At 46.4% G+C, this 25293-nt stretch carries 20 protein-coding genes; 9 read left to right on the top strand and 11 right to left on the bottom strand.

What is annotated here, in order from left to right; genetic code table 11:
* Positions 1 to 83: 83 nt before the first annotated feature.
* The 4 genes from NFR98_RS09180 to NFR98_RS09195 are packed head-to-tail and all read left to right on the top strand — an operon-like array spanning position 84 to position 3013.
* Positions 84 to 743 (top strand): amino acid ABC transporter permease, encoded by a 660-nt coding sequence (locus NFR98_RS09180; protein ID WP_251459986.1) that lies wholly within the window; start codon positions 84 to 86, stop codon positions 741 to 743.
* On the top strand, positions 724 to 1413 hold the full coding sequence (locus NFR98_RS09185; protein WP_251459988.1) for an amino acid ABC transporter permease: 690 nt from the start codon (positions 724 to 726) through the stop codon (positions 1411 to 1413). Before NFR98_RS09180 ends, NFR98_RS09185 begins: the two co-directional genes overlap by 20 nt.
* The gene (locus tag NFR98_RS09190; RefSeq protein ID WP_014096649.1) at positions 1406 to 2143 is read left to right on the top strand and encodes an amino acid ABC transporter ATP-binding protein; all 738 of its coding nucleotides are present in this window, start codon (positions 1406 to 1408) and stop codon (positions 2141 to 2143) included. The genes NFR98_RS09185 and NFR98_RS09190 overlap by 8 nt, the downstream gene beginning before the upstream one ends.
* A 27-nt stretch (positions 2144 to 2170) precedes the next feature.
* Entirely contained in the window at positions 2171 to 3013 is an 843-nt protein-coding gene (locus NFR98_RS09195; protein ID WP_046721059.1) for a cysteine ABC transporter substrate-binding protein, read from the top strand.
* Positions 3014 to 3047: 34 nt separating this feature from the next.
* On the opposite strand, the gene NFR98_RS09200 is transcribed toward NFR98_RS09195, so the two are convergent.
* The 7 genes from NFR98_RS09200 to NFR98_RS09230 all read right to left on the bottom strand — a co-directional run bounded on the left by NFR98_RS09200 (position 3048) and on the right by NFR98_RS09230 (position 12803).
* Positions 3048 to 4208 carry an alanine/ornithine racemase family PLP-dependent enzyme gene (locus tag NFR98_RS09200; RefSeq protein ID WP_014096651.1) on the bottom strand — a complete coding sequence of 387 codons (1161 nt, stop codon included), beginning with the start codon at positions 4206 to 4208 and terminating at the stop codon, positions 3048 to 3050.
* Positions 4208 to 5284, bottom strand: a complete 1077-nt coding sequence (locus NFR98_RS09205; protein WP_061565307.1) for an N-acetyltransferase DgcN family protein — start codon at positions 5282 to 5284, stop codon at positions 4208 to 4210. Before NFR98_RS09205 ends, NFR98_RS09200 begins: the two co-directional genes overlap by 1 nt.
* A gap of 268 nt (positions 5285 to 5552) precedes the next feature.
* Positions 5553 to 6680, bottom strand: a complete 1128-nt coding sequence (gene nspC, locus NFR98_RS09210) for a carboxynorspermidine decarboxylase (protein ID WP_071452190.1) — start codon at positions 6678 to 6680, stop codon at positions 5553 to 5555.
* Positions 6680 to 7879, bottom strand: a complete 1200-nt coding sequence (locus NFR98_RS09215) for a saccharopine dehydrogenase family protein (protein WP_071452437.1) — start codon at positions 7877 to 7879, stop codon at positions 6680 to 6682. The genes nspC and NFR98_RS09215 overlap by 1 nt, the downstream gene beginning before the upstream one ends.
* Positions 7880 to 8484: 605 nt before the next feature.
* Entirely contained in the window at positions 8485 to 9309 is an 825-nt protein-coding gene (locus tag NFR98_RS09220) for an STAS domain-containing protein (protein WP_035183129.1), read from the bottom strand.
* Between the two features lie 243 nt (positions 9310 to 9552).
* Positions 9553 to 11931 carry a phosphoketolase family protein gene (locus tag NFR98_RS09225; RefSeq protein ID WP_041818266.1) on the bottom strand — a complete coding sequence of 793 codons (2379 nt, stop codon included), beginning with the start codon at positions 11929 to 11931 and terminating at the stop codon, positions 9553 to 9555.
* 146 nt (positions 11932 to 12077) lie between these two features.
* Positions 12078 to 12803, bottom strand: a complete 726-nt coding sequence (locus tag NFR98_RS09230) for a GntR family transcriptional regulator (protein ID WP_014096657.1) — start codon at positions 12801 to 12803, stop codon at positions 12078 to 12080.
* A gap of 26 nt (positions 12804 to 12829) precedes the next feature.
* On the opposite strand from NFR98_RS09230, the gene NFR98_RS09235 reads away from it, so the two are divergent.
* Positions 12830 to 13090: a diguanylate cyclase domain-containing protein gene (locus NFR98_RS09235; RefSeq protein ID WP_014096658.1), complete on the top strand. Its 261-nt coding sequence runs from the start codon at positions 12830 to 12832 to the stop codon at positions 13088 to 13090.
* 38 nt (positions 13091 to 13128) lie between these two features.
* Here the strand turns inward: NFR98_RS09235 and NFR98_RS09240 are convergent, their stop codons facing one another.
* Positions 13129 to 14592, bottom strand: a complete 1464-nt coding sequence (locus tag NFR98_RS09240; RefSeq protein WP_061086813.1) for an alpha-amylase — start codon at positions 14590 to 14592, stop codon at positions 13129 to 13131.
* A 288-nt stretch (positions 14593 to 14880) separates the two neighbouring features.
* Between NFR98_RS09240 and NFR98_RS09245 the strand changes: the two genes are divergently transcribed.
* The 3 genes from NFR98_RS09245 (at position 14881) to NFR98_RS09255 (ending at position 18532) form a co-directional block, all read left to right on the top strand.
* The gene (locus NFR98_RS09245) at positions 14881 to 17085 is read left to right on the top strand and encodes an MMPL family transporter (protein WP_251459990.1); all 2205 of its coding nucleotides are present in this window, start codon (positions 14881 to 14883) and stop codon (positions 17083 to 17085) included.
* Between the two features lie 278 nt (positions 17086 to 17363).
* Entirely contained in the window at positions 17364 to 17864 is a 501-nt protein-coding gene (gene queF, locus NFR98_RS09250) for a preQ(1) synthase (protein WP_014096661.1), read from the top strand.
* Positions 17865 to 17875: 11 nt separating this feature from the next.
* Positions 17876 to 18532, top strand: coding sequence for a queuosine precursor transporter (locus tag NFR98_RS09255; RefSeq protein WP_014096662.1), 657 nt, complete (start codon positions 17876 to 17878; stop codon positions 18530 to 18532).
* A 519-nt stretch (positions 18533 to 19051) separates the two neighbouring features.
* On the opposite strand, the gene NFR98_RS09260 is transcribed toward NFR98_RS09255, so the two are convergent.
* Entirely contained in the window at positions 19052 to 20797 is a 1746-nt protein-coding gene (locus NFR98_RS09260; protein ID WP_019720308.1) for an ABC transporter ATP-binding protein, read from the bottom strand.
* 142 nt (positions 20798 to 20939) lie between these two features.
* The gene (gene deoC, locus NFR98_RS09265) at positions 20940 to 21644 is read right to left on the bottom strand and encodes a deoxyribose-phosphate aldolase (protein ID WP_172653422.1); all 705 of its coding nucleotides are present in this window, start codon (positions 21642 to 21644) and stop codon (positions 20940 to 20942) included.
* Between the two features lie 426 nt (positions 21645 to 22070).
* On the opposite strand from deoC, the gene poxB reads away from it, so the two are divergent.
* Positions 22071 to 23795, top strand: coding sequence for a ubiquinone-dependent pyruvate dehydrogenase (gene poxB, locus NFR98_RS09270; protein ID WP_046721055.1), 1725 nt, complete (start codon positions 22071 to 22073; stop codon positions 23793 to 23795).
* 207 nt (positions 23796 to 24002) lie between these two features.
* On the opposite strand, the gene uraA is transcribed toward poxB, so the two are convergent.
* Positions 24003 to 25283: a uracil permease gene (gene uraA, locus NFR98_RS09275; protein WP_014096666.1), complete on the bottom strand. Its 1281-nt coding sequence runs from the start codon at positions 25281 to 25283 to the stop codon at positions 24003 to 24005.
* Positions 25284 to 25293 lie beyond the last annotated feature (10 nt).

Raw genomic sequence — 25293 nt, forward strand, 5'->3', positions numbered from 1 at the left:
TATTCACTTGTCAATGAGCAGCAGAATGAACTGGAAATTGACATCCACTTTGGATTTAAACTTATTATACGAGGAGGGGTGAGATGGACTGGACCGTTGTGCAAAACAGCCTGCCCATGTTTGAAAAAGGATTCTGGCTCACTTTGCGGCTTTCCTTTTTCGGCATTATCGGGGCAGGTGTTCTTGGCTTGATATGCAGTTTTATCCAGTATTTTAAGGTGCCGGTTTTACGGGAACTTGTAACGGCCTATGTGGAACTGTCCCGCAATACGCCTTTATTGATCCAGTTATTTTTTCTTTTTTACGGGCTTCCGCAAGTCGGGATCAAATTTTCCGCCGAGACTTGCGGGATTATCGGGATTATTTTTCTTGGCGGCAGTTATATGGCAGAAGGGTTTTCCGGAGGGCTTGCAGGCGTTTCTAAAACGCAGATTGAGTCCGGGCTTGCGATCGGTCTGAGCCGGTTCCAGCTGGCACGCTACGTCATCTTTCCGCAGGGATTGATGCTCAGTGTCCCGGCATTCGCCGCAAATGTTATTTTTTTAATCAAGGAAACATCCATCTTTACCGTGCTGGCGATTCCGGAACTAACCAACACGGCACTTGACTTGATCGGGATGTATTACAACACGAATGAGTATCTGTTTATGCTCGTTGTGGCTTATGCCATCATTTTAATTCCATTGTCCATCTTGCTGACATGGCTGGAGAAGAAGGTGCGTTATGGGACATTCGGGAATTAGTATCTTTTTTGAAGGAGCCAATTTTTTACGTTTATTGGGCGGATTATATGTATCGGCAAAAATTGCTTTTCTGTCCATCTTTTTCGGCGGTATCCTCGGCATCGTGCTGGGGGTTTTAAGGACATTGCACAATCCGTTGCTCCGCCTTTTGCTTAGGCTGTATCTGGAGTTCTTTCGCATTGTGCCGACGATTGTCCTGTTATTTTTGTTTTACTATATTCTGCCGCAAAGTTTTAACATCAACTATAAGGCGGATACGGTCGGGACCATTGTTTTCAGCCTGTGGATGGCTGCCGAAATGAGCGATATCGTCCGTGGCGCGCTGATTTCTGTTCCGATGCATCAGGTGGAATCTGGAAAAGCGGTCGGTTTAAGCACGGTTCAGCTTTACCGGTACGTGCTTGTGCCGCAATCGGTCCACTTAATGATTCCGGCGACCATTAACCTGATGACCAGAATAATTAAGACGACTTCCCTTTTGCTATTGATCAGCGTCGTGGATGTCATCAATGTCGGCCAGCAAATTATCGAAGCGAACAGCCACCGTTATCAGGACGGCGCGTTTTGGGTATACGGTTTTATCTTTATCCTGTATTTCATTTTATGCTATCCGCTTTCCCGGCTGGCAAGGCGATTAGAAAGGAGGGGCAAGGCAGGGGCTAATGGCTGAACCTTTACTGAAAGTCGAACATTTAAAAAAGTCGTACGGCGAAAAACGGGTGCTGGAGGATATCTCTTTCGAAGTGGAGGAAGGCAGTGTCGTTGTTCTCCTCGGGCCGTCCGGATCGGGAAAAAGTACATTGATCCGCTGCTTAAACGGTCTCGAAGCCTTCCAGGGTGGCACCATTATGTTTAATGGGGAAACCGTACGGCCGTCGCCGAAAAACTGGCGCAGGCTCAGGCAGCAGATCGGAATGGTTTTCCAGAGCTATGATTTATTTCCGAATATGACGGTGTTGGAGAACATCCTGCTCGGTGCAGTGAAAGTCCAGAAACGGAAAAGAGACGAAGCAGCGCGCCAGGCCATGAGCCTGTTAAAGGAAGTCGGCATGGAGCAGTATGCCAATGCCTACCCGCGCCAGCTTTCCGGCGGGCAGAAACAGCGGGTGGCGATTGTCCGCGCGCTTGAGCTGAACCCGAAGCTGATGCTGTTTGATGAAGTGACCGCCTCGCTTGACCCGGAAATGGTGCGCGGCGTGCTCGAGATCATCCTGCGGTTGGCAAGAGAAAAGATGACAATGATTGTCGTCACGCATGAAATGAATTTTGCCCGGCAAATCGGGGATAAAATCTTGTTTTTGGAAGACGGGAAGATTCTCGAAGAAACCCCGGGGCGCCAATTTTTCACTAAACCGCAGACAGAGCGGGCGAAAAGCTTTTTGGAAAGCATGGATTTTTAAAAGAAAAATATTTTGGAGGGTTAGACTATGAAAAAGCATCGTTTGTTTGGTTTGGTTTCAGCATTTTTATTGATTTTGTCGCTGGCGCTTGCAGGCTGCGGCAAAAGTTCCGGCAATTCTTCAAGCAGCAATCCGTCCAGTGTTTCAGCAATTAAGAAAAATGGCACGATCAAAATTGCCGTATTTGGAGATCTTCCGCCGTACGGATGGGTCGATAAAAACGGGGGACGGCAAGGATATGATGTTGCGCTCGCCAAACAGGTTGCCAAAGATCTTGGGGTAAAAGTGAAATTCGTGCAAGTGAACGCCAACAGCCGTGTGGATGCATTGAAATCGAATAAAGTGGATCTTGTTCTGGCAAATTTCACAGTCACACCGGAACGGAAGCAAGTTGTTGATTTTGCCAAGCCATACATGAAAGTTTCCATCGGTGTCGTTTCACCGAAGAAAAACCCGATCACAAATGTCAGCCAATTAAAGGGCAAGTCTTTGATCGTCAACAAGGGCACTACTGCGGAAAACTATTTTACAAGCAAGCAAAAAGATGTGAAATTGCAAAAGTACGATTCCAAAACAGAACAGTTCAATGCGCTTAAAAACGGGCGGGCCGTTGCACTGGCGGACGACAATTCCTATCTGTATGCTTGGGTGAAAAACCATCCGGATTATACGGTCGGCATTAAAACGCTCGGGCCGAACCAATATATTGCCCCTGCTGTGAAAAAAGGCAACAAATCGCTCCTTAATTGGATGAACAAAGAAATTACGAAGTTAAACAACAATGGCTTTTTCAAAAATGATTACAACAACAATCTGGCGCCATACTTTGGCAGTGATATCCGCGCGGAAGATATTATTATAACGAAGTAAAAAAAGGCAGGCTGTGCTCGCAGCCTGTCTTTCTTTAATTTGCAGGGTTTTTTTCGGTTTCTGGGGGACGGTTTTGCCTTGTTCCGCGCGAAAGCAGAAACTGTTGTTTGTAAGGCTCGGTTGTGGCCGCGCCATGGACATACGTTTTATAAACATACGGGGACGTCATGGCTCTCAGCATCGCGCCGTAGTTCATATAAAACCTTACTTCATCGCCCGGCACGAGAACCGCATCCTTTGTATCCAAAATGATATGGTCGCTGCTTGAGCCAATGATATGGAACGGCCGGACAGGGGTAAGGCCTGAAACAAGCACATCATGCCGGCCCGCACTGATAATGGTCCGCCGTCTGTTGCCCCTGTCGATAAAGGTGACTTGTTCCCCAAATGCATTTTTGCCAATTGTCCCATATGGCACGGAAGGTTTGATTTTTGATTCGATGACTTCGGCAACAAAGCAAAAGGCATCCTGATATAATGACGGAATGATATGCCCGCCTGATGTTTCGCGGCCCAGCAAAATGGACTCGCCGAGCCGTACATTGTTTACGGCCTCGGCATCTTTTGTTTTCACGGCCCAGTTGTAATTGGCGGAGTTGCCGCCGGAAACATAAGGAAGTTTGAGGGAAAACAGCTCCTGCATAGCTTGGACAAACCGGGAAAACGTCTGCATCTTCTGTTCGGTCGGGAGCACGCCTCCAAAGCAGGCAAAGTTCGTCCCGATTCCGGCCAGTTCAATCCCGGGGCAGGTGAATATTTCTCTGATCATCGCAGGGGCATCTTTTAATAATATGCCTTCCCTCAAATCTCCCATTTCCACCATCAGGATGATTTTATGGGTTTTCTGTTGCCGCACCGCTTCAGCGGATAATGCACGGATCGTATCCAGCTCCGTGTTCATGCTGATATCCGCATACCGGACCGTTTTTTCTACTTCGCTGATCCCGGGGGAACGAAGCAAAATCAAATCTGCTTTGATCCCCGCTTTTCTCATTTTTTCGATATTTGCAATCTTCGAGTCTGCGAGGCTTGTGATGCCTGCCTCCACCAGGGCGCCGGCAATGTTTAAATCGGCTGTAACGCCTTTCACAACGCCTGTAATGCTGATTCCTTTCCTCCCAAATAATTGTTTTAACGTTTTGGCATTGTGCCGGATCTTCTCCAGATTGATTTCCACCCGTGGAAGAACGGCCATCAGGAAACCACTGCCTTTTTCAGGGAAGGGAAGAAATCGAGCAAGGCGTTTATAATTTTGTCTGTGCCGGTTTTTAACACATCCGTAACCGGAAGATGGTAAGTTTCTTCATAGCGGCGGATGGTTTCTTCCAGTTCGCGCTCTGACATCCCATCGTGGTTGAGCGTAATGCCGATGACTTTTGTCTTTCCGAAATGTTCAATCAGGCTGATTTCATCTTCCACTTTCGGCACTTCGGCAAATGGAAAATCGGATAAATATTTTCGTTTCGGGGCGTGTTGTAAAATGACTGCTTGCGGCCTTGCCCCTTTTAAAATGCCGGTTGAGCTTGCATATGCCGGATGGCTGAGCGCGCCCTGGCCTTCCACGATGATCATATCCGGATGTTCTTCTTTATTGGCCCGCAAAATTTCGCGCTCCAGTTCACCGATTAAATATTGGAGTGGGAAAGCATCCATCGCAAACCCGTACTTGGCGCCCTGGATCAAGCCTGTCTGCCCGGTTGCGATAAATGCCGGGCGGTAGCCTTTTTCCATGAATGCCTTTTCAATGCATTTGGCAGTTGTCCGTTTTCCGCAGGCCCCGTCTGTTCCGAGCACGGCAACGACAGGGGTGTTCATTTTCAAAATTTCTCCGGTAAACAAAGTCCATTCTTTTTTCGGCCGCGGTTTGCGGATATCGCGGATCGTGACACCGCAAGCCTGTGCGTGGGCCGCCATTTCTTCATCTTCTGTTAAAAATTCCTGGAGCGGGTTGATGATGTTCAATCCGGCTTCCATTGCCTGCAGAATGACTTTTCTTTCTTCCGGTTTTAAAAAGGCGTTCGCCGGCGCGATGCCGAAAATGAAGTCATCCGTTTTCGGGCCGGAGTGGATGAGTGCGTCTTCCAGGTCTTTGCAAACCGGAATGCCGCTCCATTTGTTGTCGAGGAGCATGCCGGCATCCTGCCCGTGTTTGCTGCTGTCAATGACAGCCGTAATGGTGTAATTCCCGGGTTCACGGATGAGTCCGTTTGCTGTTTTGCCATCTGTTGTGCCAAATTGGTTTTCGCAATATACAATTGCCCGCTTTTTCATTGCCATCCCTCCATTTATTGAAATTCAGGCAACACAAAAAGAACACCTAATGGCTTCAAATAGTAAAATACTAAAGAAGTTAGCTGTCCGCGTTTACGTATGGGCATGCCGGAAAACCTGAGGTTATTGGAAGCTTCCAAATATTATTATAACAATGACGGAGTAAAAAGGGAAGCAGGAAGCATGCAACCAGGACAGCAAAAAAAGGGGCAATTCCGCTGCCAATCCGGCATTTGGAAAAGCCCCTTGCATTTGGAACGGCGGGCATTCACCCGAGTCTCATTTTAAAGTCGTGATAACCGAACTCACGGACAATTGTGCAATCGCCATTTTTATATTGGATCGCGATGGCCGGAAGCGGCATGCCATTAAAGGTGGTGTTTTTCACCATGGTGTAGATGGCCATATCGTCAAATACAAGGCGGTCGCCTTCTTTAAGCGGCTTATCGAAGGAATAATCGCCGATCGTATCGCCGGCGAGGCATGTCTGGCCGCCAAGCCGGTACGTATACGGTTTTTCGCCCGGCTCCCCGGCCCCGATGAGCGGCGGGCGGTACGGCATTTCCAGCACATCCGGCATATGGCACGACGCAGACGTATCGAGGATCGCGATGTCCATGCCGTTTTTCACCGTGTCAAGCACTGTTGTGACAAGATAGCCGGCATTTAAAGCAACAGCTTCGCCCGGCTCAAGGTAGATTTCCAAACCGTATTTTTCCTGCATCCGCTTGATGCATTTTTCGAGGAGCGGCATGTCATAGTCTTCCCTCGTAATATGGTGGCCGCCGCCGAAATTGATCCATTCCATTTGCGGCAGCCATTCCCCGAACTTTTCTTCGACGGCATCCAACGTTGTCGCCAGATCGTCCGCATTTTGCTGGCAGAGCGTGTGGAAATGGAGGCCGGTGACGCCGTCCAAAAGCGCAGGGCGGAACTGTGCCTGCGTCACACCGAAGCGCGAACCCGGCGCACAAGGGTCATAAATCGCATGCCCGGTCTGTGTGGAGCATTCCGGATTGATGCGCAGGCCCACCTTTTTTCCGCCTGCAAGGACACGGCCTTTGAATTTCTCAAGCTGTGAAAATGAATTAAAAATAATATGGTCGCAAATCGAGACTATCTCATCGATTTCACCTTCACGGTAAGCGGCGGAAAAAATATGGTTTTCTTTCCCCATTTCCTCATGCCCGAGGCGTGCTTCATACAAGCCGCTTGCGGTTGTCCCGCTCAAGTATTTGCCGATGAGCGGGTACAAAGCAAACATCGAAAAAGCTTTTTGTGCCAAAACAATTTTACATCCGGTCCGTTTCATCACGCCGTTTAAAACTTTCAAATTGTCTTCGAGCTTTTGTTCATCAATCACATAGCAAGGCGTCGGCAGTTCTTCAAATCTCATCAGTCGACAAGCTCCGGATTAAAGCTTTCTTTCCACGGCAGGCCCCATTTGTTCAGGGCTTCCATGAACGGATCGGGATCAAATTCTTCCACATTATAAACGCCTTTTCTATCCCATTTGCCCTGGATCAGCATCATCGCGCCGATCATTGCCGGCACGCCAGTTGTGTACGATACCGCCTGCGCGCCGACTTCTTTATAGCAGGCTTCATGATCGCACACATTGTAAAGGTAATAGGTTTTGTCCTTGCCGTCTTTTTTGCCGCGGAAAATGCAGCCGATATTCGTTTTCCCTTTTGTGCGCGGGCCGAGGGAAGCCGGATCCGGCAGCACAGCTTTCAAAAACTGCAGTGGCACGATTTGCTTGCCTTCAAATTCAATCGGCTCAATCGAAGTCATGCCGACGTTTTCCAGGCATTTCAAATGGGTCAGGTAACTTTCGCCAAACGTCATGAAGAAACGGATCCTTTTAATGCCAGGGATGTTTACGGCAAGCGACTCCAGCTCTTCATGGTGCAATAAGTACATATCGCGTTCGCCGATTTCAGGAAAGTCATATACGCGTTTGATCTCCATCGGCTTTGTTTCGACCCATTTGCCGTTTTCCCAGTAGCTGCCATTGGCGGAAACTTCGCGGATGTTGATTTCCGGGTTGAAGTTTGTTGCGAACGGATAGCCATGGTCGCCGGCATTGCAGTCCAAAATATCAATATAATTGATTTCGTCAAAATGGTGTTTTAGGGCATAAGCGGAAAATACGCCTGTTACGCCCGGGTCAAAGCCGCTGCCGAGAAGGGCGGTAATGCCGGCTTCTTCAAAACGTTCGCGGTACGCCCATTGCCATTTGTATTCAAATTTGGCCGTGTCTTCCGGCTCATAGTTCGCGGTGTCGAGATAGTTTGTTTTGGTTTGAAGACAGGCTTCCATGATGGTTAAATCCTGATAAGGCAGCGCCAGGTTCATGACGACATCCGGTTTCACTTTTTCAATTAAAGCAACCAGTTCATCGACATGATTGGCATCGACCTGTGCAGTCGTCACTTTCGTTTTGCCGCCGTCAAGCTTTGCTTTTAACGCATCGCATTTTGATTTCGTGCGGCTTGCGATACAGATTTCTTCAAAGACTTCGCTGTTTTGGACACATTTATGCGCAGCGACCGATGCTACGCCGCCGGCCCCGATAATCAATGCTTTTCCCATTCGTCTGTCTCCTTCAAAAAGAATTTTTGCATAATAAAAAGCAAGTGCAATCCGCATACGTGCGCACAACACTTGCTTGAAATCATCATCCTAAAAAAGCATGCATATCTGCAAAAAACGGATATACGCCTGCCATAAAAGTCCGTGGACAATATGAAAGAAAGCTTTATATTCTTATAGGATCAGAGTCTATATAGCAAATAATTACTTTTACCACTCTTATTGATCGTTTCACAAGTTGATGTGCACAAGCACCGGTTGTAAAGTAACCAACTTATAAAATTTGAGTTTCCCACTCAATCAATAAGGCAACCAAAAGTTGCCGATTCGGCATTTGGCCCGGCACACCGATGCCTTTACTCCACTGGCCAAAATTATCTGCTTGGAAAGACTCCTGATGCTCTATATATGCTTTCCAAATCATGCTCTTCTATCGTATCAGCACGAACTTAAAATAGCAAGAAGAAAATTTTTCATGGCGCCTTGGCTCATCGTTTTTTTACCCTGTTCCTATGAAAATAATCATAAGCGGGCGGTTGGGGAAACAGCAAAAAGGATGCAACGCTCTGTTGCATCCTTTTTGCAGTAGATTGATAGATTTTTCATCATTCCGGCATGAGTTCCAGTTTTGAGTGGATCGTTATGTCATTAAAATCAATGCCCAATTGAATGGCAGTTTGCGCCACTTCCGGACGGATGCCCGAAAGAATGCATTTTACCCCGATTAACCGCAGCGTCTCAATCAGCCGGAAAATTTGCTGGGCGACCATCGTATCGATGACGACCACGCCGGATAAATCAATGTACAGAAGGAGAACGCTTTTTTCTGCGCATTGTTCAAGGGTTTTTTCCAGAATGATTTTCGCACGGTTGGAATCAATTTCCCCGACAAGCGGCAGCAGCGCGGTATTTTTGCCGACCATAATGACAGGGGAACTTAGCTCTTTAATCGTTTCTTGCTGGGACTCCAGCCGCTTTAAGGAATAGTGGTGGTTTTCTTTCATAAACCAGATCATGACATGTTCGAATGTACGGATGATCGCCCTGCGCCAAAAATTCAATTCCTCATATGTATACTCTCCTTCGTGAGCTGCAACAAATGAATCGAACAGGTCGAGATACTGTTCCTGCGTGTGGAAGAACTCGCGCAAAATGAAGTGGTTCGGTGTGGCAAGATGCTCTTCATCTTGTGCAACGCTCATTACCCACTTTTCAAAATGGTGTAAAAAGGTATCTTCATCTTTTAAAAACACTTCACAAAACTGGACGTGGAACTCGTGGTTCTGCTCTTTCAGTCTTGCAACCACTTCGGGGTCGGTGGACGCATAAACCCCCTGCACGCTGTTTTTGTCGAGAGATGCGTACCAGTCTTCCGTCAATTGCCATGTTTTTTCAAGGAAAAAATGATGCAATGCCTGTCTTAGCTCCATTTTATCACCCGCATGATGTAAGATTGAATTGATGGTCATGATCGTTTTCGCCATTTCTTGTCTTTCTATTTTAAAATAAAATTCTATTTATTGAAATAGAAATGTTGGATTTGGAAAAGAAAAAACCCGTTTTCTCTATAGAATGAAAAAACGGTGGGACACGATTCATGATGGTGTCCCGCCGTTTTATATTTCATTGGTTTTTTCAGCGGTTTCGATACGTCCGCCCGGTTTTTCTTGCTGTTATTTTATCGCTTGCCACTGCCAGTTTTCGATTTCCGGCAGATCTGTGCCTTCTTCGCGGATGTACGCATGATGTTTTTGCAGCATGCTGTCCATTTCGCTGATGAGGGCTGCGTGCCGGGCTGTATCAGGCAGGCTTGACACCACTTCTTTTACAAGGTCAAACCGATCCATCTGGTTCATCACGCGCATGTCAAACGGCGTTGTGATATCCCCGTTTTCACGGTAGCCGTGCACATGCAGATTGTGGTTTGCACGGTCAAAAAACAAGTCTTTGATCAGGCCTTCGTAACCGTGGAAGGCAAAAACAACCGGTTTGTCCTTTGTAAAATAGGCGTCGAACGCTTCATCCGAAAGGCCGCGCGGATCCAATGCCGGGCTTCTTAATTTCAAAATATCGAGCACATTGATCATGCGAATCTTCAATTTCGGCAGTTTTTCGTGCAAAATCGAAACAGCAGCGAGGCTTTCAAGCAACGGTTCTGTCCCGCATGCGGCAATGACAATATCCGGATTGCCGCCTTCGTCCGTGCTTGCCCAGTCAATGATTTTCAGTCCGCGGTCTGCCAGCTCTTCCGCTTCTTCAACGGTAAACCATTGCGGGCGTGGGTGTTTGGACGAAACAATCAGATTGATTTTCCCACGGTCGTTCAGGATTTTGTCAAATACAGCGAGCAGCGTATTGGCATCGGCCGGCAAATATTCCCGGATAAATTCCGGTTTTTTATCAGCCAGGTGGCCAAGAATACCCGGATCCTGATGGGTATAGCCGTTATGATCTTGTTGGAATACAGTGGAAGTGGCGACCACATTCAATGACGGGATATCCGCACGCCACTTTTGTTCTGCTGCTTTCCGCAGCCATTTGAAATGCTGGGTGATCATCGAATCGACGACACGCAGGAACGCTTCGTAACTTGCAAAGAAACCGTGGCGGCCGGTTAAAACATAGCCTTCCAAAAATCCTTCCGCCTGGTGCTCAGACAGTTGCGAGTCAATGACACGGCCGTCCGGTGCCAAAAATTCATCATTCGGTTCTTTGATTTTTCCCACCCATTGCCGCTTTGTGGCCTCAAATACTGGCGCCAGGCGGTTCGACATCGTTTCATCCGGGCCGAAAATCCGGAAGTTGCGTTTGGCTTCATTTTTTAAAATCACGTCTTTTAAATATGTCCCTAAAACGGTCATATCCTGCGCCATCTGTTTTCCATGTTCCTTGTTGTCCAGCGCATAATCGCGGAAATCCGGCAGATCAAGGTCTTTGATATGGAAGCCGGCATTGGTGGCAGGATTCATCGCCATTCGTTTGCTGCCTTTCGGGGCGATCTTGGCAATTTCCGGTCTCAGCCGCCCGTTTTCATTGAATAATTCTTCCGGCCTGTAACTTTTCATCCAGTTGATTAAAACATCGAGATGTTCCATATGGTCCTGGTCGACCGGCACCGGAATCTGGTGGGCGCGGAATGAATGTTCAACCGGCTTCTCGTCCCATTCCTTAGGGCCGGTCCACCCTTTTGGCGCACGGAAAACAAGCATTGGCCAAGCGGGGCGGGTGGTGTCACCGGTTTTCCGGGCATGTGACTGGATGGCTTGGATCTGTTCGATCATTTGGTCCATTACATACGCCATATCGCGGTGCATTTCTTCCGGGTCTTCTCCTTCAACGAAATACGGCCGCCAGCCGATCCCTTCAAAATAAAGCGCCAGTTGTTCATCAGACATACGGGAGAGCATGGTCGGATTGCTGATTTTAAAACCGTTTAAAAGCAAAATTGGCAGAACGGCGCCGTCCGTTACCGGGTTGATGAACCGGTTGGACAACCAGGAAGTGGCAAGCGGCCCGGTTTCCGCTTCCCCGTCGCCGACGACAACAGCGGCCATTAAATCGGGCTGGTCCAAAATGGCGCCGGTGCCGTGTGAAAGGGAATAGCCCAGTTCGCCGCCTTCATGGATCGATCCCGGCGTTTCCGGTGCCGCGTGGGAAGCAATGCCGCCCGGGAATGAAAACTGTTTAAACAGTCTCTTCATCCCTTCTATGTCCTGTGTTACATTCGGATAAATTTCAGTATAACTGCCGTCAAGATAAGAATTGGATACCATCACCTGGCCGCCGTGCCCCGGCCCTTCAATATAAAACATATTTAAATCGTATTTGTTGATCACTCGGTTCAGATGGGCGTAAATAAAGTTCTGCCCTGAAATCGTCCCCCAGTGCCCGATCGGTTTTGCTTTCAGATCAGAAGGCTTTACGGGTTCTTTTAATAACGGATTGTCTTTTAAATAAAGCTGGCCAACCGAAATATAGTTGGCTGCACGCCAGTATACATCTAAATTTTTCAGATAAGCAGGGGAGGAATAAGCGACTTGCGAAGCTGCCATTTCCATTTCAACCGCTTCCTTTCATTTATCATCTACGTTCATCATACCGCTTACACCTAAAAAATCAATCTTTTTACAAATTAATACGGTCCAAATTCGTGAAATTATGAACATATCATGTCTAAAAAAGCTGAAATGCATTCAGCCTACTCTGACACCGATACAAATGTATTGAACTTTAAATATTGATAGTGGAGCCGCATATGGGAAAACTCAAACGGCGTGCCGTTGTCGAGAAAAAAGATGCCTTCCATAATACCGACCGGTTCATGTTCTTTTAAACGCAAAAGTTCACGGTCCTTCGCGTTGGACGGTTCTGCAAAAATAGATAAAAAAGATTTCGTTACGGCCATATTGTGGACATCTTCCAGATAGTTGAAAATGGAGCCTTCAATGATTTCGGGCGTTAAATTTTGGACGATTTTTATCGGAATATAACCGGTCTCGATCATAAACGGATCCTCATCAAACAAGCGGAGCCGGCGTATTTTATAAACAAAATCATGGGGGTTCAAAAACAAATTCCGCTGCAATTCTTCTGTCGGCGGAATGACCTCAAAACAGAGCACTTTTGTGGCCGGCTTTTGGCCATACATGTGAAAATTGTCGGTGACACCGAGGTTTGTGCCTTCGTAATTAAAAATGGACGCGTTTTTTATATACAAAGGATTGATGAATGTTCCGGAACCGCGTTTTTTAAAAATAATGCCGTCGTTGGCCATTTTCGAGAGCGCCCGCTTAATGGAACTGCGGCTGACCTGATAGGCTTCACTCAGGCTTCGTTCATCCGGCAGTTTCATATCGGGGAACTGTCCGGCAAAAATTTTTTGTTTCAAATCATCGATAATTTGCTTGTATACGAATTGTGCCATGGCGTATCCCTTCTAAAGGTTTCTGTATGAACAGTTTACCACAGATTCTTTTTGGTTCAATGAATCACAACAGGCGCCAAGTTTTGACCGCGTTGCAAAACCGGATGGTGGAAGCGTTCAGCCGCCCGTTCCAAATCGGCCCCCACTCAATAGAAGCAACAGGCAGCATCGGGATCAGTTTGTATCCGGACCATTGCAGCGATGAAGAAACCTTGATTGCAAAAGCGGATGAAACGATGTACGAAATTAAAAAACGCGGCAAAAACAGCTATAAGCTGAAAGAATGAAATAAGCACCGTTCCGGAAGATGGAACAGTGCCCCTCCTTAGTTTTCATCCGTTTCCTGTACCCAGACAGAAACGCTGCCGCCGTTAACCGGAAATCCTGCATAGCCGTCTTCGCCAATTGTAACTTTTTCCTGCCGGTTGCCGGTAGCGTCCACCCAAACCTCGCCAGCGCGCTCTTTTCCGACAAGCATTCTTTTTTCGCCGTTCTCGCCGTTTGAGATAACGACGGCACAGCCGGAATGCGGGATCTCCGGAACGCCGCGGCGCACCCAGCCGATTGTGTTCGGATGGTCGAAATAATCATCTTGCTCGCCATACGCTTTTTCCCGCCGGACAGATAAAAGCGGGGAAAGGGCGTCTTTTTTTCCGGGAATCGGATTGTCGCCGCCGATGCCGTACATATCCCCGTAAAAGACGCACGGATAACCGTCTTTCCGCAGCAGAATCAAGGCATAGGCGCTCTGCTTAAACCAGTCGTCCACCCATGATTCCAGCGATTCGTTCGGCTGTGAATCATGGTTATCGACAAACGTAACAGCATTCAGCGGGTGCGTTTGAACGAGTGTATCATGAAAAATCGTCGTGAGGTCAAACGCGCGCCCTTTTTTAGATGCTTCATGCAATTTATAATGGAGTGCAACATCGAACAAATCGATTTTAAACTGTACATGGTCGAGGTATTTTTGGCACGCTTCCAGCTGCGGATTCCAGAACTCGCCGACAAAATAAAAATGGTCTCCGCGGTGTTCCATTAAGGCAGCGGCAAAGTCGCGGATAAAGTCATGGTTGATATGCTTAATGGCATCGAGCCGGTAGCCGTCGCAACCGGTCGTATCGGCCAGCCATTTTCCCCATTCGATCATTTCTTTTTTTACATCCGGATGGTTGTAATCAATGTCCGCGTACATCAAATAATCGAAGTTTCCAAATTCGTTGTCGACATGCTCACTCCAATGCTTATTTTCCCCGACAATACGGAAAATGCCGTTCCGCCCTGTCCGGTTGTCGTAATCGACGCCACTGAAATGGGTATGATTCCACGTAAAATCAGAATACTTGCCTTTCCGGTTTGTAAAATTGAACTTTGTCCAGCCTTCTATTTCAAACGGTTCGGAAATTTCTTTGTTGCGGTCCATCGGGTCGACCTCCACCACTTGGAAAGATTCGGTTTCATCCGCGCCCGCTTTATGGTTCATGACGACATCGATATAGACCTGGATATCGTGCTCGTGGCAGGCGTTGATCGCTTCATGTAATTGCTGTTTTGTCCCGTACTTTGTCCTGACGGTGCCTTTCTGGTCAAACTCCCCGAGGTCGTAATGGTCGTACACCCCGTAACCATTGTCCATGTCTGACTGTCCTTTTGTCACCGGCGGAAGCCAGACGGCATCAATCCCGCTTTTCTTTAATTCAGGCGCCATTTCTTTCAGCCGGTTCCAATGGCTGCCGTCTGCTGGCGTATTCCATTCAAAAAACTGCATGATTGTATGATTCCGTTCCAAGAAAACTGCCCCTTCCAAAAGAAGTAATAGTTGATGCGTTTAGTATAAGTGAACATGAAAAAATTTTCAATCAATTATGATTTTAAGCATGACAAAAGGCGAAGAGAACAAAGGTACTATTCCCGCTTTCGTTTCGCGAAAACATCTTTTTACAAGCAGGTTTTCCTTTTGTTTTTCCAAAAATGGTTTAAATCCAGCCCCCGGCTCTCCTTTGCGCCCCGATTTGGTTGTTTGGCCGGTTTATCTATAATAATATAGTGATAAGTCTGTAAAAAAGGTGGGGAACCAATGAAAAATTTACTGGTAAAGTTCACGGGAGCATGTGCAGGAAGGAGAGGGAGATGGGTAACGCTTGCCGCATGGATCCTGGTCGTGTCCGTTTTGTCTGCTGTTTTTCCGAATGTGAATAAAGTCACGGATAACAGCGCAGCAAATCTGCCGGATTCAGCCATGTCCGTCCGGGCTGAAAAGGTGGCTGAAAAACAGTTCCCGAATGCGGGCACGCCGCTTCTTATCGCCTGGTACCGTGAAGGCGGACTCACGCAGCAGGATTACGGAACGATTGCTAAATTGTACGGGGATTTAAAGAAAAACCCGCTTCCCGCACAAAGTTTTATCCCACCGTACGAAAAAATGCCGCCGCAGGCACTAGGCGGGCAGGCTTCAAAAGACGGCACTACGATGGTTACGCCGGTATTTATGGAAAAAAGTGCAGGAACGGATGAACTCGCTGATAACTTGAAAGAATTGAAAAAGAGAGTGACATCCCTCGAATCGAAAGCCGTTTTGAATAAGAAACTGGCGGATACCGGCCTGCATGTCCGCTTCACAGGGCCTGCGGGCATATCCACGGATGCGGTGTCCCTATTTAGCAAAGCGGATATCACCCTGTTGATTTCTACCGTGCTGCTTGTGCTAGTGCTCTTGATTGTATTGTACCGGTCGCCGATTTTGGCGCTTGTTCCGCTTATCGGTGTCGTATTTGCTTATGGGGCAATCGGGCCGATATTGGGTTTTCTTGCAAAAGAAGGCATCATTACAGTGGATTCCCAGGCCACTTCGATCATGACTGTCCTCTTATTCGGGGCCGGCACGGATTACTGTTTATTTCTTGTTTCGAAATACCGTGAATGTTTGCTGGAAGAAGAAGATAAGATAAAAGCGCTGCACACGGCCATCCGGCATTCAGGCGGCGCGATCATGGTCAGTGCGATTACGGTCGTGCTCAGCCTGTTCACATTGCTTTTTGCGCACTACGGGACGTATCAGCGGTTTGCCGTTCCGTTCAGCCTTGCCATTTTTATCATGGGCATTGCTGCATTGACACTGCTGCCGGCGCTGCTTTCCATTTTAGGCCGGGCTTCTTTCTTTCCGTTTATCCCGAGAACAGAACAAATGGCCCGCGCCCTGGAAGCGAAAAAAGGGAAAAAGATCCGCCGTCATGCTGCGCATGGGAAATGGAGCCGGAAAGTGGGAGAAGCGGTCACAAGAAAGCCGTGGCTGATCATTGTGCTGAGCGTCATCATTCTCGGCGGGCTCGCTTCCTTCGCACCTAAAATCGCGTATACGCAGAACTTGATTGAGTCGTTCCCGAAAGATATGCCATCGCGTGAAGGCTATGAAATCATCGCAGACCATTTTTCGCCGGGCGAGCTGGCGCCTGTCCAGGTAATCGCAAATACGGAAGGAAAAGGCGCGAATGTAAAGGCAGCGCTTGAAAAACTGCCGTTTGTTGACACCGTAACCGGGCCGCAATACGGGAAAAAAAATAAACAATATGAATCTTACAATGTAAGATTAAAAGATAACCCGTACAGTGAAAAAGCAATTCAATCCAACCCGGTGATACAAAAGCAATTGCAAAAGGCCGGCCTGTCCAAAAACCAAATCTGGATCGGCGGCGTTACCTCTTCCCTTTATGATACGGCAAAGGTGACTGAAAGGGATATGAAGGTCATTGTCCCGTCTGTCATTTTCATCATTGCCATTTTGTTGCTGCTGTATTTGCGGTCACTCGTTGCCATGGTTTACTTGATTGTGACAGTTCTGCTTTCCTATGTGGCGGCATTGGGCGCAGGCTGGCTGCTGATCCATTATGGGTTGGGCATTTCTGCCATCCAGGACCTTATTCCGCTCTATGCATTTGTATTTCTTGTCGCTCTTGGGGAAGACTACAATATTTTCATGATCTCGGGCATTTGGAAAAACAAACAGCATTTGCCGCACAGGCGCGCGATTGCCCTTGGCGTCACAGAAACAGGTGCCGTCATTACCTCAGCCGGGCTGATTTTAGCCGGAACGTTTGCGGTTTTAACGGTGCTCCCGATCCAAATATTGGTCCAGTTCGGCATTGTAACCGCGATTGGCGTTCTGCTGGATACCTTTGTCGTCCGCCCGCTGCTCGTGCCGGCGATTACCACCGTGCTCGGCCGCTATGCTTTCTGGCCGGGAAAATTATTTGCGAAAGCGGAACCTGTAAAAAGTGAAGACTGATCGCTTTTATTTCGAATGAATGAAAGATTCTCTCGTTCAAAGGGTTTACAGGCGCCGCACCATTTTCTAAAATGGTAAGGAACACCTACCCGACCGGGAGAGGTATTGAACAGTTGCATAAGCATGAGGTTCATAGCAAACCCTCTATAAAAAACTATGGATAAATGGATCAAAAAGCCATGTCCATACGGGATGTGGCTTTTTTCATCTTATTCTGGCACGGGTCTGCGCCTCTCTTGGAAAAAATGAGGGGAACATTTTTGACAGGAGGTTTTTTTATGGCTGGAAGAAAACAAGAAGAAGGATTGCAGGACTTAACGTTGCTCGGCAACCAAAAAACAAGATACCCGGCGGATTACGATCCCGGGGTATTGGAGGCGGTTGACAATCTGCATGCGGACCGTGACTATTTTGTAAAATTCAATTGTCCGGAATTTACAAGTCTGTGCCCGCTTACCGGACAACCGGATTTTGCAACCATGTATATTTCTTATATACCGGACAAAAAAATTGTCGAAAGCAAATCTCTGAAACTGTATCTTTTCAGTTTCCGCAACCATGGCGATTTTCATGAAGACTGCGTCAATATCATCATGGACGATCTCATCAAGCTGCTTGATCTCCGCTACATTGAAGTGTGGGGAAAATTTACGCCGCGCGGGGGTATTTCCATCGATCCGTGGTGCAATTACGGGAAGCCGGGCACCAAATATGAAGACATGGCCCATTTTCGCCTGATGCATCACGATCTGTATCCTGAAAAAGTGGATAACCGGTGAGGGGGATACAGATGAATGCATACTTAAATGGCATGTTTGTCGGGCTGCTGATTTTATCGAATATCATTTCTGTGAAGCTGTTTCATATTGGCGATGCGATTGTGCTGCCCGCTGCCGCCATCATTTACATTTTTACGTATCCCCTTGTTGATGTTACAGTGGAAGTTTACGGGAAAAAGGCGGGCCGGGCAACGGTCCAGGCAGGTTTTCTCACCCAAATCCTTGCCCTGGTTTTTATCGTGGCCGCCATCCATCTCCCGGCTGCCCCTTCTTTTCAGCACCAAGATGCCTTTAAAACGATTTTAAGCGGCAGTTTCCGCGTCGTGTTGGCCAGCCTGATTTCGTATTGGGTCAGCCAAAATCTCGATGTTTTTGTATTTCATAAGCTGAAAACAAGGCACGGCAGAAAAAAACTGTGGCTGCGCAACAATGCTTCCACGATGTTCAGCCAGTTGATCGATACGTCTATTTTTATCGTGATTGCTTTTTACGGAACGGTGCCGCCTGGGATGATTGGAACGCTGATTCTCACCCAGTATATTTTTAAATTTGCAGCTTCGATCATCATGACCCCGGTTGTCTATTTGCTTGTCGGCCTGATCCGCAAAACCCGGAGCGAAAATGGGTTGCAAACCGTCCCGGAAGCAGTGGAAAAAGGAAACGCATAAAACTTTACACGAACGGAAGTGGCTTCTTTTGTGCCCGGCCTGGTCGGGTATGAAAGAAGCCGCAACTGTTTCCGGCGAAATTAACGGGTTGCGAATGCCGATTTACCGATAAAAAAATCATTCCCAGCACCAACCGGAAATGAAATATTGCAGCATAAAAAGCAGCACATAGCAATCTTGCTAATTACCAGAATGAGGAAAAGTCACGACAATCAGCGGGACAACTATTGCCCAGTATGAATATGACGAAAACGGACTGCGGAACCAAACGAACACTACTATGATAAGGGCAACAATTTGTCCATAAACGTGGTATTATAGTTGGAAAATGAGGAAACAAGTATGCTTTATATAAAATTGGTTAAAAAATCATTTTAGCTCACCATTTAGCTCCAGCTGCCTACACAGAGGCAGCTGAGGATTATATTTGGCTTAGGAGAGAAGCAGATCCTAACATTTTTGGGAATAAGGCAGGTTTGGGAACTTTTTCATTTTAAACTTCTATTTTTCTTTCGAAATTCAGGATTGATTCTTATTCAGTCCTTGATGTTGAATCAAATTTCTATAATAAGCGTTGGTTTGGTATAGAGTCTCATGCTTGCCATCTCCAGTAATTTTACCATTTTCCAATACCAAAATCCGGTCTGTATTCATGATGGTTGATAAACGATGGGCAATTAAAATGACGCCCACATGTTCAGATAAATGTTTCAAAGAATCTTGTAATAAATATTCAGATTCTGAATCTAAATTGGCGGTTGATTCATCCATTAGTATAAAATCAGGTTTTCTTAGAAAAGCCCTGGCAATTGCAATTCTTTGTTTTTGCCCGCTTGATAGACGATTCCCGTACTCCCCTATCTCGCTTCCATATCCATCAGGAAGTGCTAATATAAAATCATGTGCATTGGCAAGTTTTGCTGCATGAACAATTTCTTCTTCCGTTACTGATGATAAACCATAAGTGATATTATCTTTTACCGTGCCGTCAAAAAGTTGTGAATCCTGTGGTACATAACTAAAGGACTGTCTCCATAATCCCGGCTCCACTTCTCTAAAAGAAACATGATCTAAGTACATTTCTCCTGATTGCGGTTCATAAAAGCGTTCAATAAGATTAAAGATTGTTGATTTTCCAGCCCCACTTTCTCCGATTAATGCAACGATCTCTCCTTTATTGACATGAAAAGAGATATCTTTTAAAACTTGCTCCTCATGATAAGAGAATGTAATATGAGACAATATTAAGGTGTTAAATGAATTTTTATTCTTAACGGAATTTGTTAAGAAGTGATCAGGTTCAACATCCTCATTTAGGATTTCAAAAATCCTTTTTAGAGAGCCTTTTGCTTCCTGATAAGATGTAAAAAACATATTGATATTTATAAATGGGGCAATCACTTGGAATAAGTAAATAATAAATGCTACTAATTTTCCAATTGAAATATCCCCGTTGCTGACCCGCAAGGCCCCTAATCCGACAACTGAAATGAGTAATAAGAAACCAAATGTACCCAGAAATGGACCAATAACAGCATTAAGAATCGAACTTTTAACTCCCAGTTTGTAAAGTGAATAAAATTTATCTTTCCCACTTTGCAACTCTTTTGTTTCGGCTCCAAATGACTTTACTATTTTAATATTCCTCAATATTTGTGAAGAGAACATTGTAAGTTCAGATATTCTGTCTTGTGATTTGTAGGCAATCTCCCCAAAACGTTTACCAAATGGAATAATAATAAAAAGGGATAGCGGGACAACAATAATGAGAGCAAGCGTCATTGGAATATCTAAAAACAACAAAATGACGATAGAAACACAGAGCGTAAAAAATGAGGATATTAGATCAACCATCTCATCCGTTACAATCGACGCTACAGTAGTTGTATCATTTGTTAATCTACTCACAAGCTCTTCAGATTTATTTTTCTGGTAGTATTTCATGGGCAATTGTAATGTTTTATTCCACAGTGCTTCCCGTAGATTAAATATTACTTTTTCTGCAGATACGGAAAGTAAAAATTGTGAAATTGAAGATGCCACACTCTCTAATAATGAAAAGGCAATAATCCAAACGATCAGTTTGATGTCTATATTTGATTTTAACTGATCAATTAATCTTTCAATAAGCAGAGGGACAGTAAGACTGATCACACATCCCAAAAGGGAAAGAACAGATGCTGAAAAAAAGAGAATCTTAGATGGTTTAGTTGTCTTAATTATATCTACGAACGAAAGGCTGCTTCCGTTGCTATTATCATTCATATATTTAAATTGTCTCCTTTTTAAATATACGGATAGTTTAGAAATAAATCTCTAATGAACTAAAAGGAGCATATCTTTTTTAAAGGATGGCTTTAAAAAAGATATGCGAAATGAATCTATAACTAAGGCTCTAGATTTACCATTATTCGATCGTCATCACGCCATCTGTTTCTTTTGTCTGGAGACTGGCCATGATTTGTACGCCTGAACTTGTGCCGATCCGTTCGGCGCCTGCTTCAATCATTGCCAGGAACGTTTCAGCGTCGCGTATACCGCCTGCAGCTTTCACTTTTACATCGTCCCCGACAATTTCTTTCATAAACCGGACATCTTCTATTGTGGCTCCGCCTGTTCCGAACCCGGTAGAAGTCTTAATAAAATCGGGCTTCACCTTTCTGGCAATCCGGGCCAGCGCTTCGATTTCATCTTTTTCCAAATAGCAGTTTTCAAAGATCACTTTTGAAATGACACCTTCTTCCCTGCAAATGTCCGTAATGGTTTCCATCTCTTTTTCGATATAACGGTAGTTCTTATTTTTTACTTCGGACAGATTCACGACATAGTCAATTTCGTCTGCCCCGTCTTCGATCGCATCTTGTGTTTCGAACACTTTGGTTTCAAGCGTGGTCTGCCCGAGCGGAAAAGAAATGGCTGCGCCGACATGGATATCTGTACCCTCCAGCAAGTGTTTGCAAAGGGCAGTTTGGACGGAGTTAATTGCCACCATTTTAAAATGGAACTGCTGCGCCTCCCTGCAAAGTGATTCCATTGCCGCTTGATCCGCAAACGGTTTTAAATTGGTATGGTCAATCATTTGTGCCAGCTGGTCAATTGTATAACGTTTCATATTCTTCATTCCTTTCATCATCCATCAATACCATCATAACGCAAATTGCATGAAAAAGGGTTTGTCTGTTTTGCGGACGCGAAAAAATGCAACCGCTTTAAAAATGTGTATTAATATCTTTTGCATATGGACTAATACAGTTTTGTGCAAAACAAGCATTTTATAAATTTTTTCATGCAAAAACCTTGTTTTCACCGCATATATAGGTTTAATATATAAATGTGAACTTTTTATGAACAAATATAGTACAGATTCATTTTTTACTATAACAGTTTGTATGCCAAATGCCGAAGGGTGCAAGAACAGCGGAGAAAGAAGGGATCATTGGCTAGGTTTGCCGCAATGCGGATAAAGGAATTAGGAGATTGAAAGCCGGCATTTAGGGGATACTAACGAAAAATAAATGGAAAAGAAGGGGATTGACAAATGGCAAAAACGATAGCGGATTTGCTGATTGATTCATTATTAAATGCAGGTGTAAAAAGAATTTATGGGATCGTCGGGGACTCTTTAAATGCAGTGCTCGACTCCATCCGGCGTTCCGGGCGGATTGAATGGGTCGGCGTGCGCCATGAAGAAGTGGCCGCTTTTGCAGCCGGCGCAGAGGCTACCTTAAATAACAGCATTGCGGTTTGCGCAGGCAGCAGCGGCCCTGGAAACTTGCACCTTATCAATGGGCTGTATGACTGCAACCGTTCGCGTGTGCCGGTATTGGCGATTGCCGCCCATATTCCGAGCAGTGAAATCGGAAGCGAGTATTTCCAACAAACACGGCCTGAATTGATTTTCAAAGACTGTGCGCATTTTATTGAAACAGTACAACGCCCGGAACAAATGCCTTTAATGGTAAATATGGCGATGCAACAGGCGGTCGCAAACCAAGGCGTTTCCGTTCTTGTTTTGCCTGGTGATGTTGCAGGCCTGGATGACAACGTAGCAGTGCCGCAAGTACCGGTCCATTTTGCCAAACCGGTCGTGAAACCGTCAGAAGAAGATTTAACACAGCTTGCTTCTTACTTAAACGACGGGAAAAAAGTAACGCTGCTTTGCGGTGCGGGTTGCCAGGGTGCCCATGACGAAATTATGGAACTGTGCAACAAACTGAAATCGCCAATGGTCGTTGCACTGCGCGGTAAGGAGTTTTTGGAATACGATAATCCTTACTTTGCAGGGTTGACAGGCTTGATCGGATATTCTTCCGGCTATGACGCCATGATGGAATGCGATACGCTGCTGATGCTCGGCACAGACTTCCCGTACCGCCAATTCTATCCGAAAAACGCAAAAGTGTTGCAGGTCGACATCCGTTCCGAACATTTGGGACGCCGGACACCGCTGACACTCGGCGTTGTCGGAGATGTAAAAGATACAGTTGAAGCTTTGCTGCCAATGATTCAGGAAAAAGACAACAGCAAGCATCTTGAAAAACATGTCAAAGCTTATCAAAAAGTAAGAAAAGATCTCGATGAATTGGCTGTTGGCAAACCGGGACGCAAACCGATCCACCCGCAATATTTGACAAAACTGGTCAGTGATCTGGCAGATGAAGATGCTATCTTCACTTGCGATGTGGGTACACCAACATTGTGGGCAGCACGTTATGTGCAAATGAACGGCAAACGCCGCCTGCTCGGTTCATTTAACCACGGTACGATGGCTAATGCGCTTCCACAAGCGATCGGCGCGGCTGTTGCACAACCTGGCAAGCAAGTTGTTTCGCTCAGCGGGGACGGCGGCCTGTCGATGCTGATGGGTGACATGTTAACGCTCCGCCAGCATAAGCTGCCAGTTAAAGTCGTTGTCTTTAACAACACGGCATTAAGCTTTGTTGAACTGGAAATGAAAGCAGCCGGCTATCCGGAAACTGGAACAGGCCTTGACAGCCCGAACTATGCAGCGATTGCTGAAGCGATGGGCATGAAAGGGATCCGTGTGGAAGACCCAGCTGATCTGGAAGGGGCACTCCGTGAATCATTCGAACATGACGGACCGGCCGTTATTGACGTTGCCGTAAACCGCCAGGAATTGTCCTTGCCGCCTAAAATTACGTATGAACAAGCACACGGCTTTACGCTGTGGATGCTGAAAGCCGTATTAAACGGCCGTGCCAATGAATTAATTGATTTGGCTAAAACAAACTTGATTCGATAATCAAAAATAAGCCCGGTATCCGTATGGGAAACCGGGCTTTTTCTTTTAAACAAAGGTTTTTTCATATTTTGGAGTGGTGTTTGTGGCTGCTATAAGCTATCGGAAAAGCGGGCCGGGCAAATGGTATGCGGGCTCTCGCGCACCCCGTCCAATATTACAGAAGGGGCGTCCCATCCGCCAGTTTCCGGCTTTTGGGGCGCCCCTTATTTATTCGTTTTCCAAATGGAGCACGTTCAGCAGTTTAAAGAACAGGCTTACGATAATGGCAACGACTGTTGCAAGCCCCATCCCGCTTAATGAGGCGGTGCCGATATTGATCGTTGCGCCGCTTAAGCCAACAGCGAGAACAAGGCAGGTGAGAATCAAATTTTGCGATTTTCCGTAATCCACTTTTTGTTCGACCAGCATCCTGAGTCCGCTTGCCGCAATGACACCGAACAAGAGGAGAGAGATGCCGCCCATAACCGGCTGCGGAATCGATGATATGAGCGCCGCCAATTTTCCGCAGAAGGAAAGGATAATGGCGAGAACCGCAGCGCCGCCGATCACCCATGTGGAGTAGACACGCGTAATCGCGAGCACACCGATATTTTCACCGTACGTCGTATTTGGTGTGGCACCGACAAAACTGGACAGAATCGTGGAAATGCCGTTTCCGAGCAAAGACCGGTCAAGCCCAGGGTCCTTGGTTAAATCTTTTTTGACAATATTGCCTGTGACGATTAAGTGGCCGATATGTTCCGGAATGATGACGAGCGCTGCCGGCACGATCATCATGATATCGGACCAGTTCAGTTTGATCGGATAGTACGTCGGCAATGAGATCCAGGCTGCTTCCTGGACGGGTTTGAGGTCGACAATCCCGAATGCCAGGGAAATCAGGTAGCCGCAAATGATCCCGATTAAGATCGGAATGATTTTAAGAAAGCCGCGCAGGGTAACCCAGCAGACCACTGTAATTGCAAGTGTTAATAAGGAAACCGTGATGGTATCAGGGTCCGGGCTCCAGTGTTTTACGGAAGCATCCGTCTGGACAAGGCCTGCCATCTGTGCCGCAGTCGGGACAAGCTGGAGCCCGATCACGGCCACGATCGCGCCCATTGCAGCAGGCGGAAAGACAACCTCAATCCAGCCCGTGCCGGCAATTTTAACGATAAGTGCAATGATGACAAGAATAATGCCGACTGCAAGGAATCCGCCCAATGCGTAACTGTATCCGGTAAGGCCCGCATGTTTTGCAAGAACGGCAAATACCGGCGAGATAAAAGCAAAGCTGGACCCGAGATAGGCCGGGATTTTTCCTTTTGTGATCAGGATATAAAGTAGCGTCCCGATCCCGTTCATGAATAAAATGGTCGCAGGATCAATTTTAAACAGGACAGGAACGAGAACGGTTGAACCGAACATGGCAAACAAATGCTGAAAACTTAGCGGCAGGCTTTTGAGAAAAGGTAGTTTTTGGTTAACTTGAATTTCATGCTGTTCCATATTTCTCCCC

Source organism: Weizmannia agrestimuris, from assembly GCF_943193165.1.
Lineage (GTDB): Bacteria > Bacillota > Bacilli > Bacillales > Bacillaceae_C > Weizmannia > Weizmannia faecalis.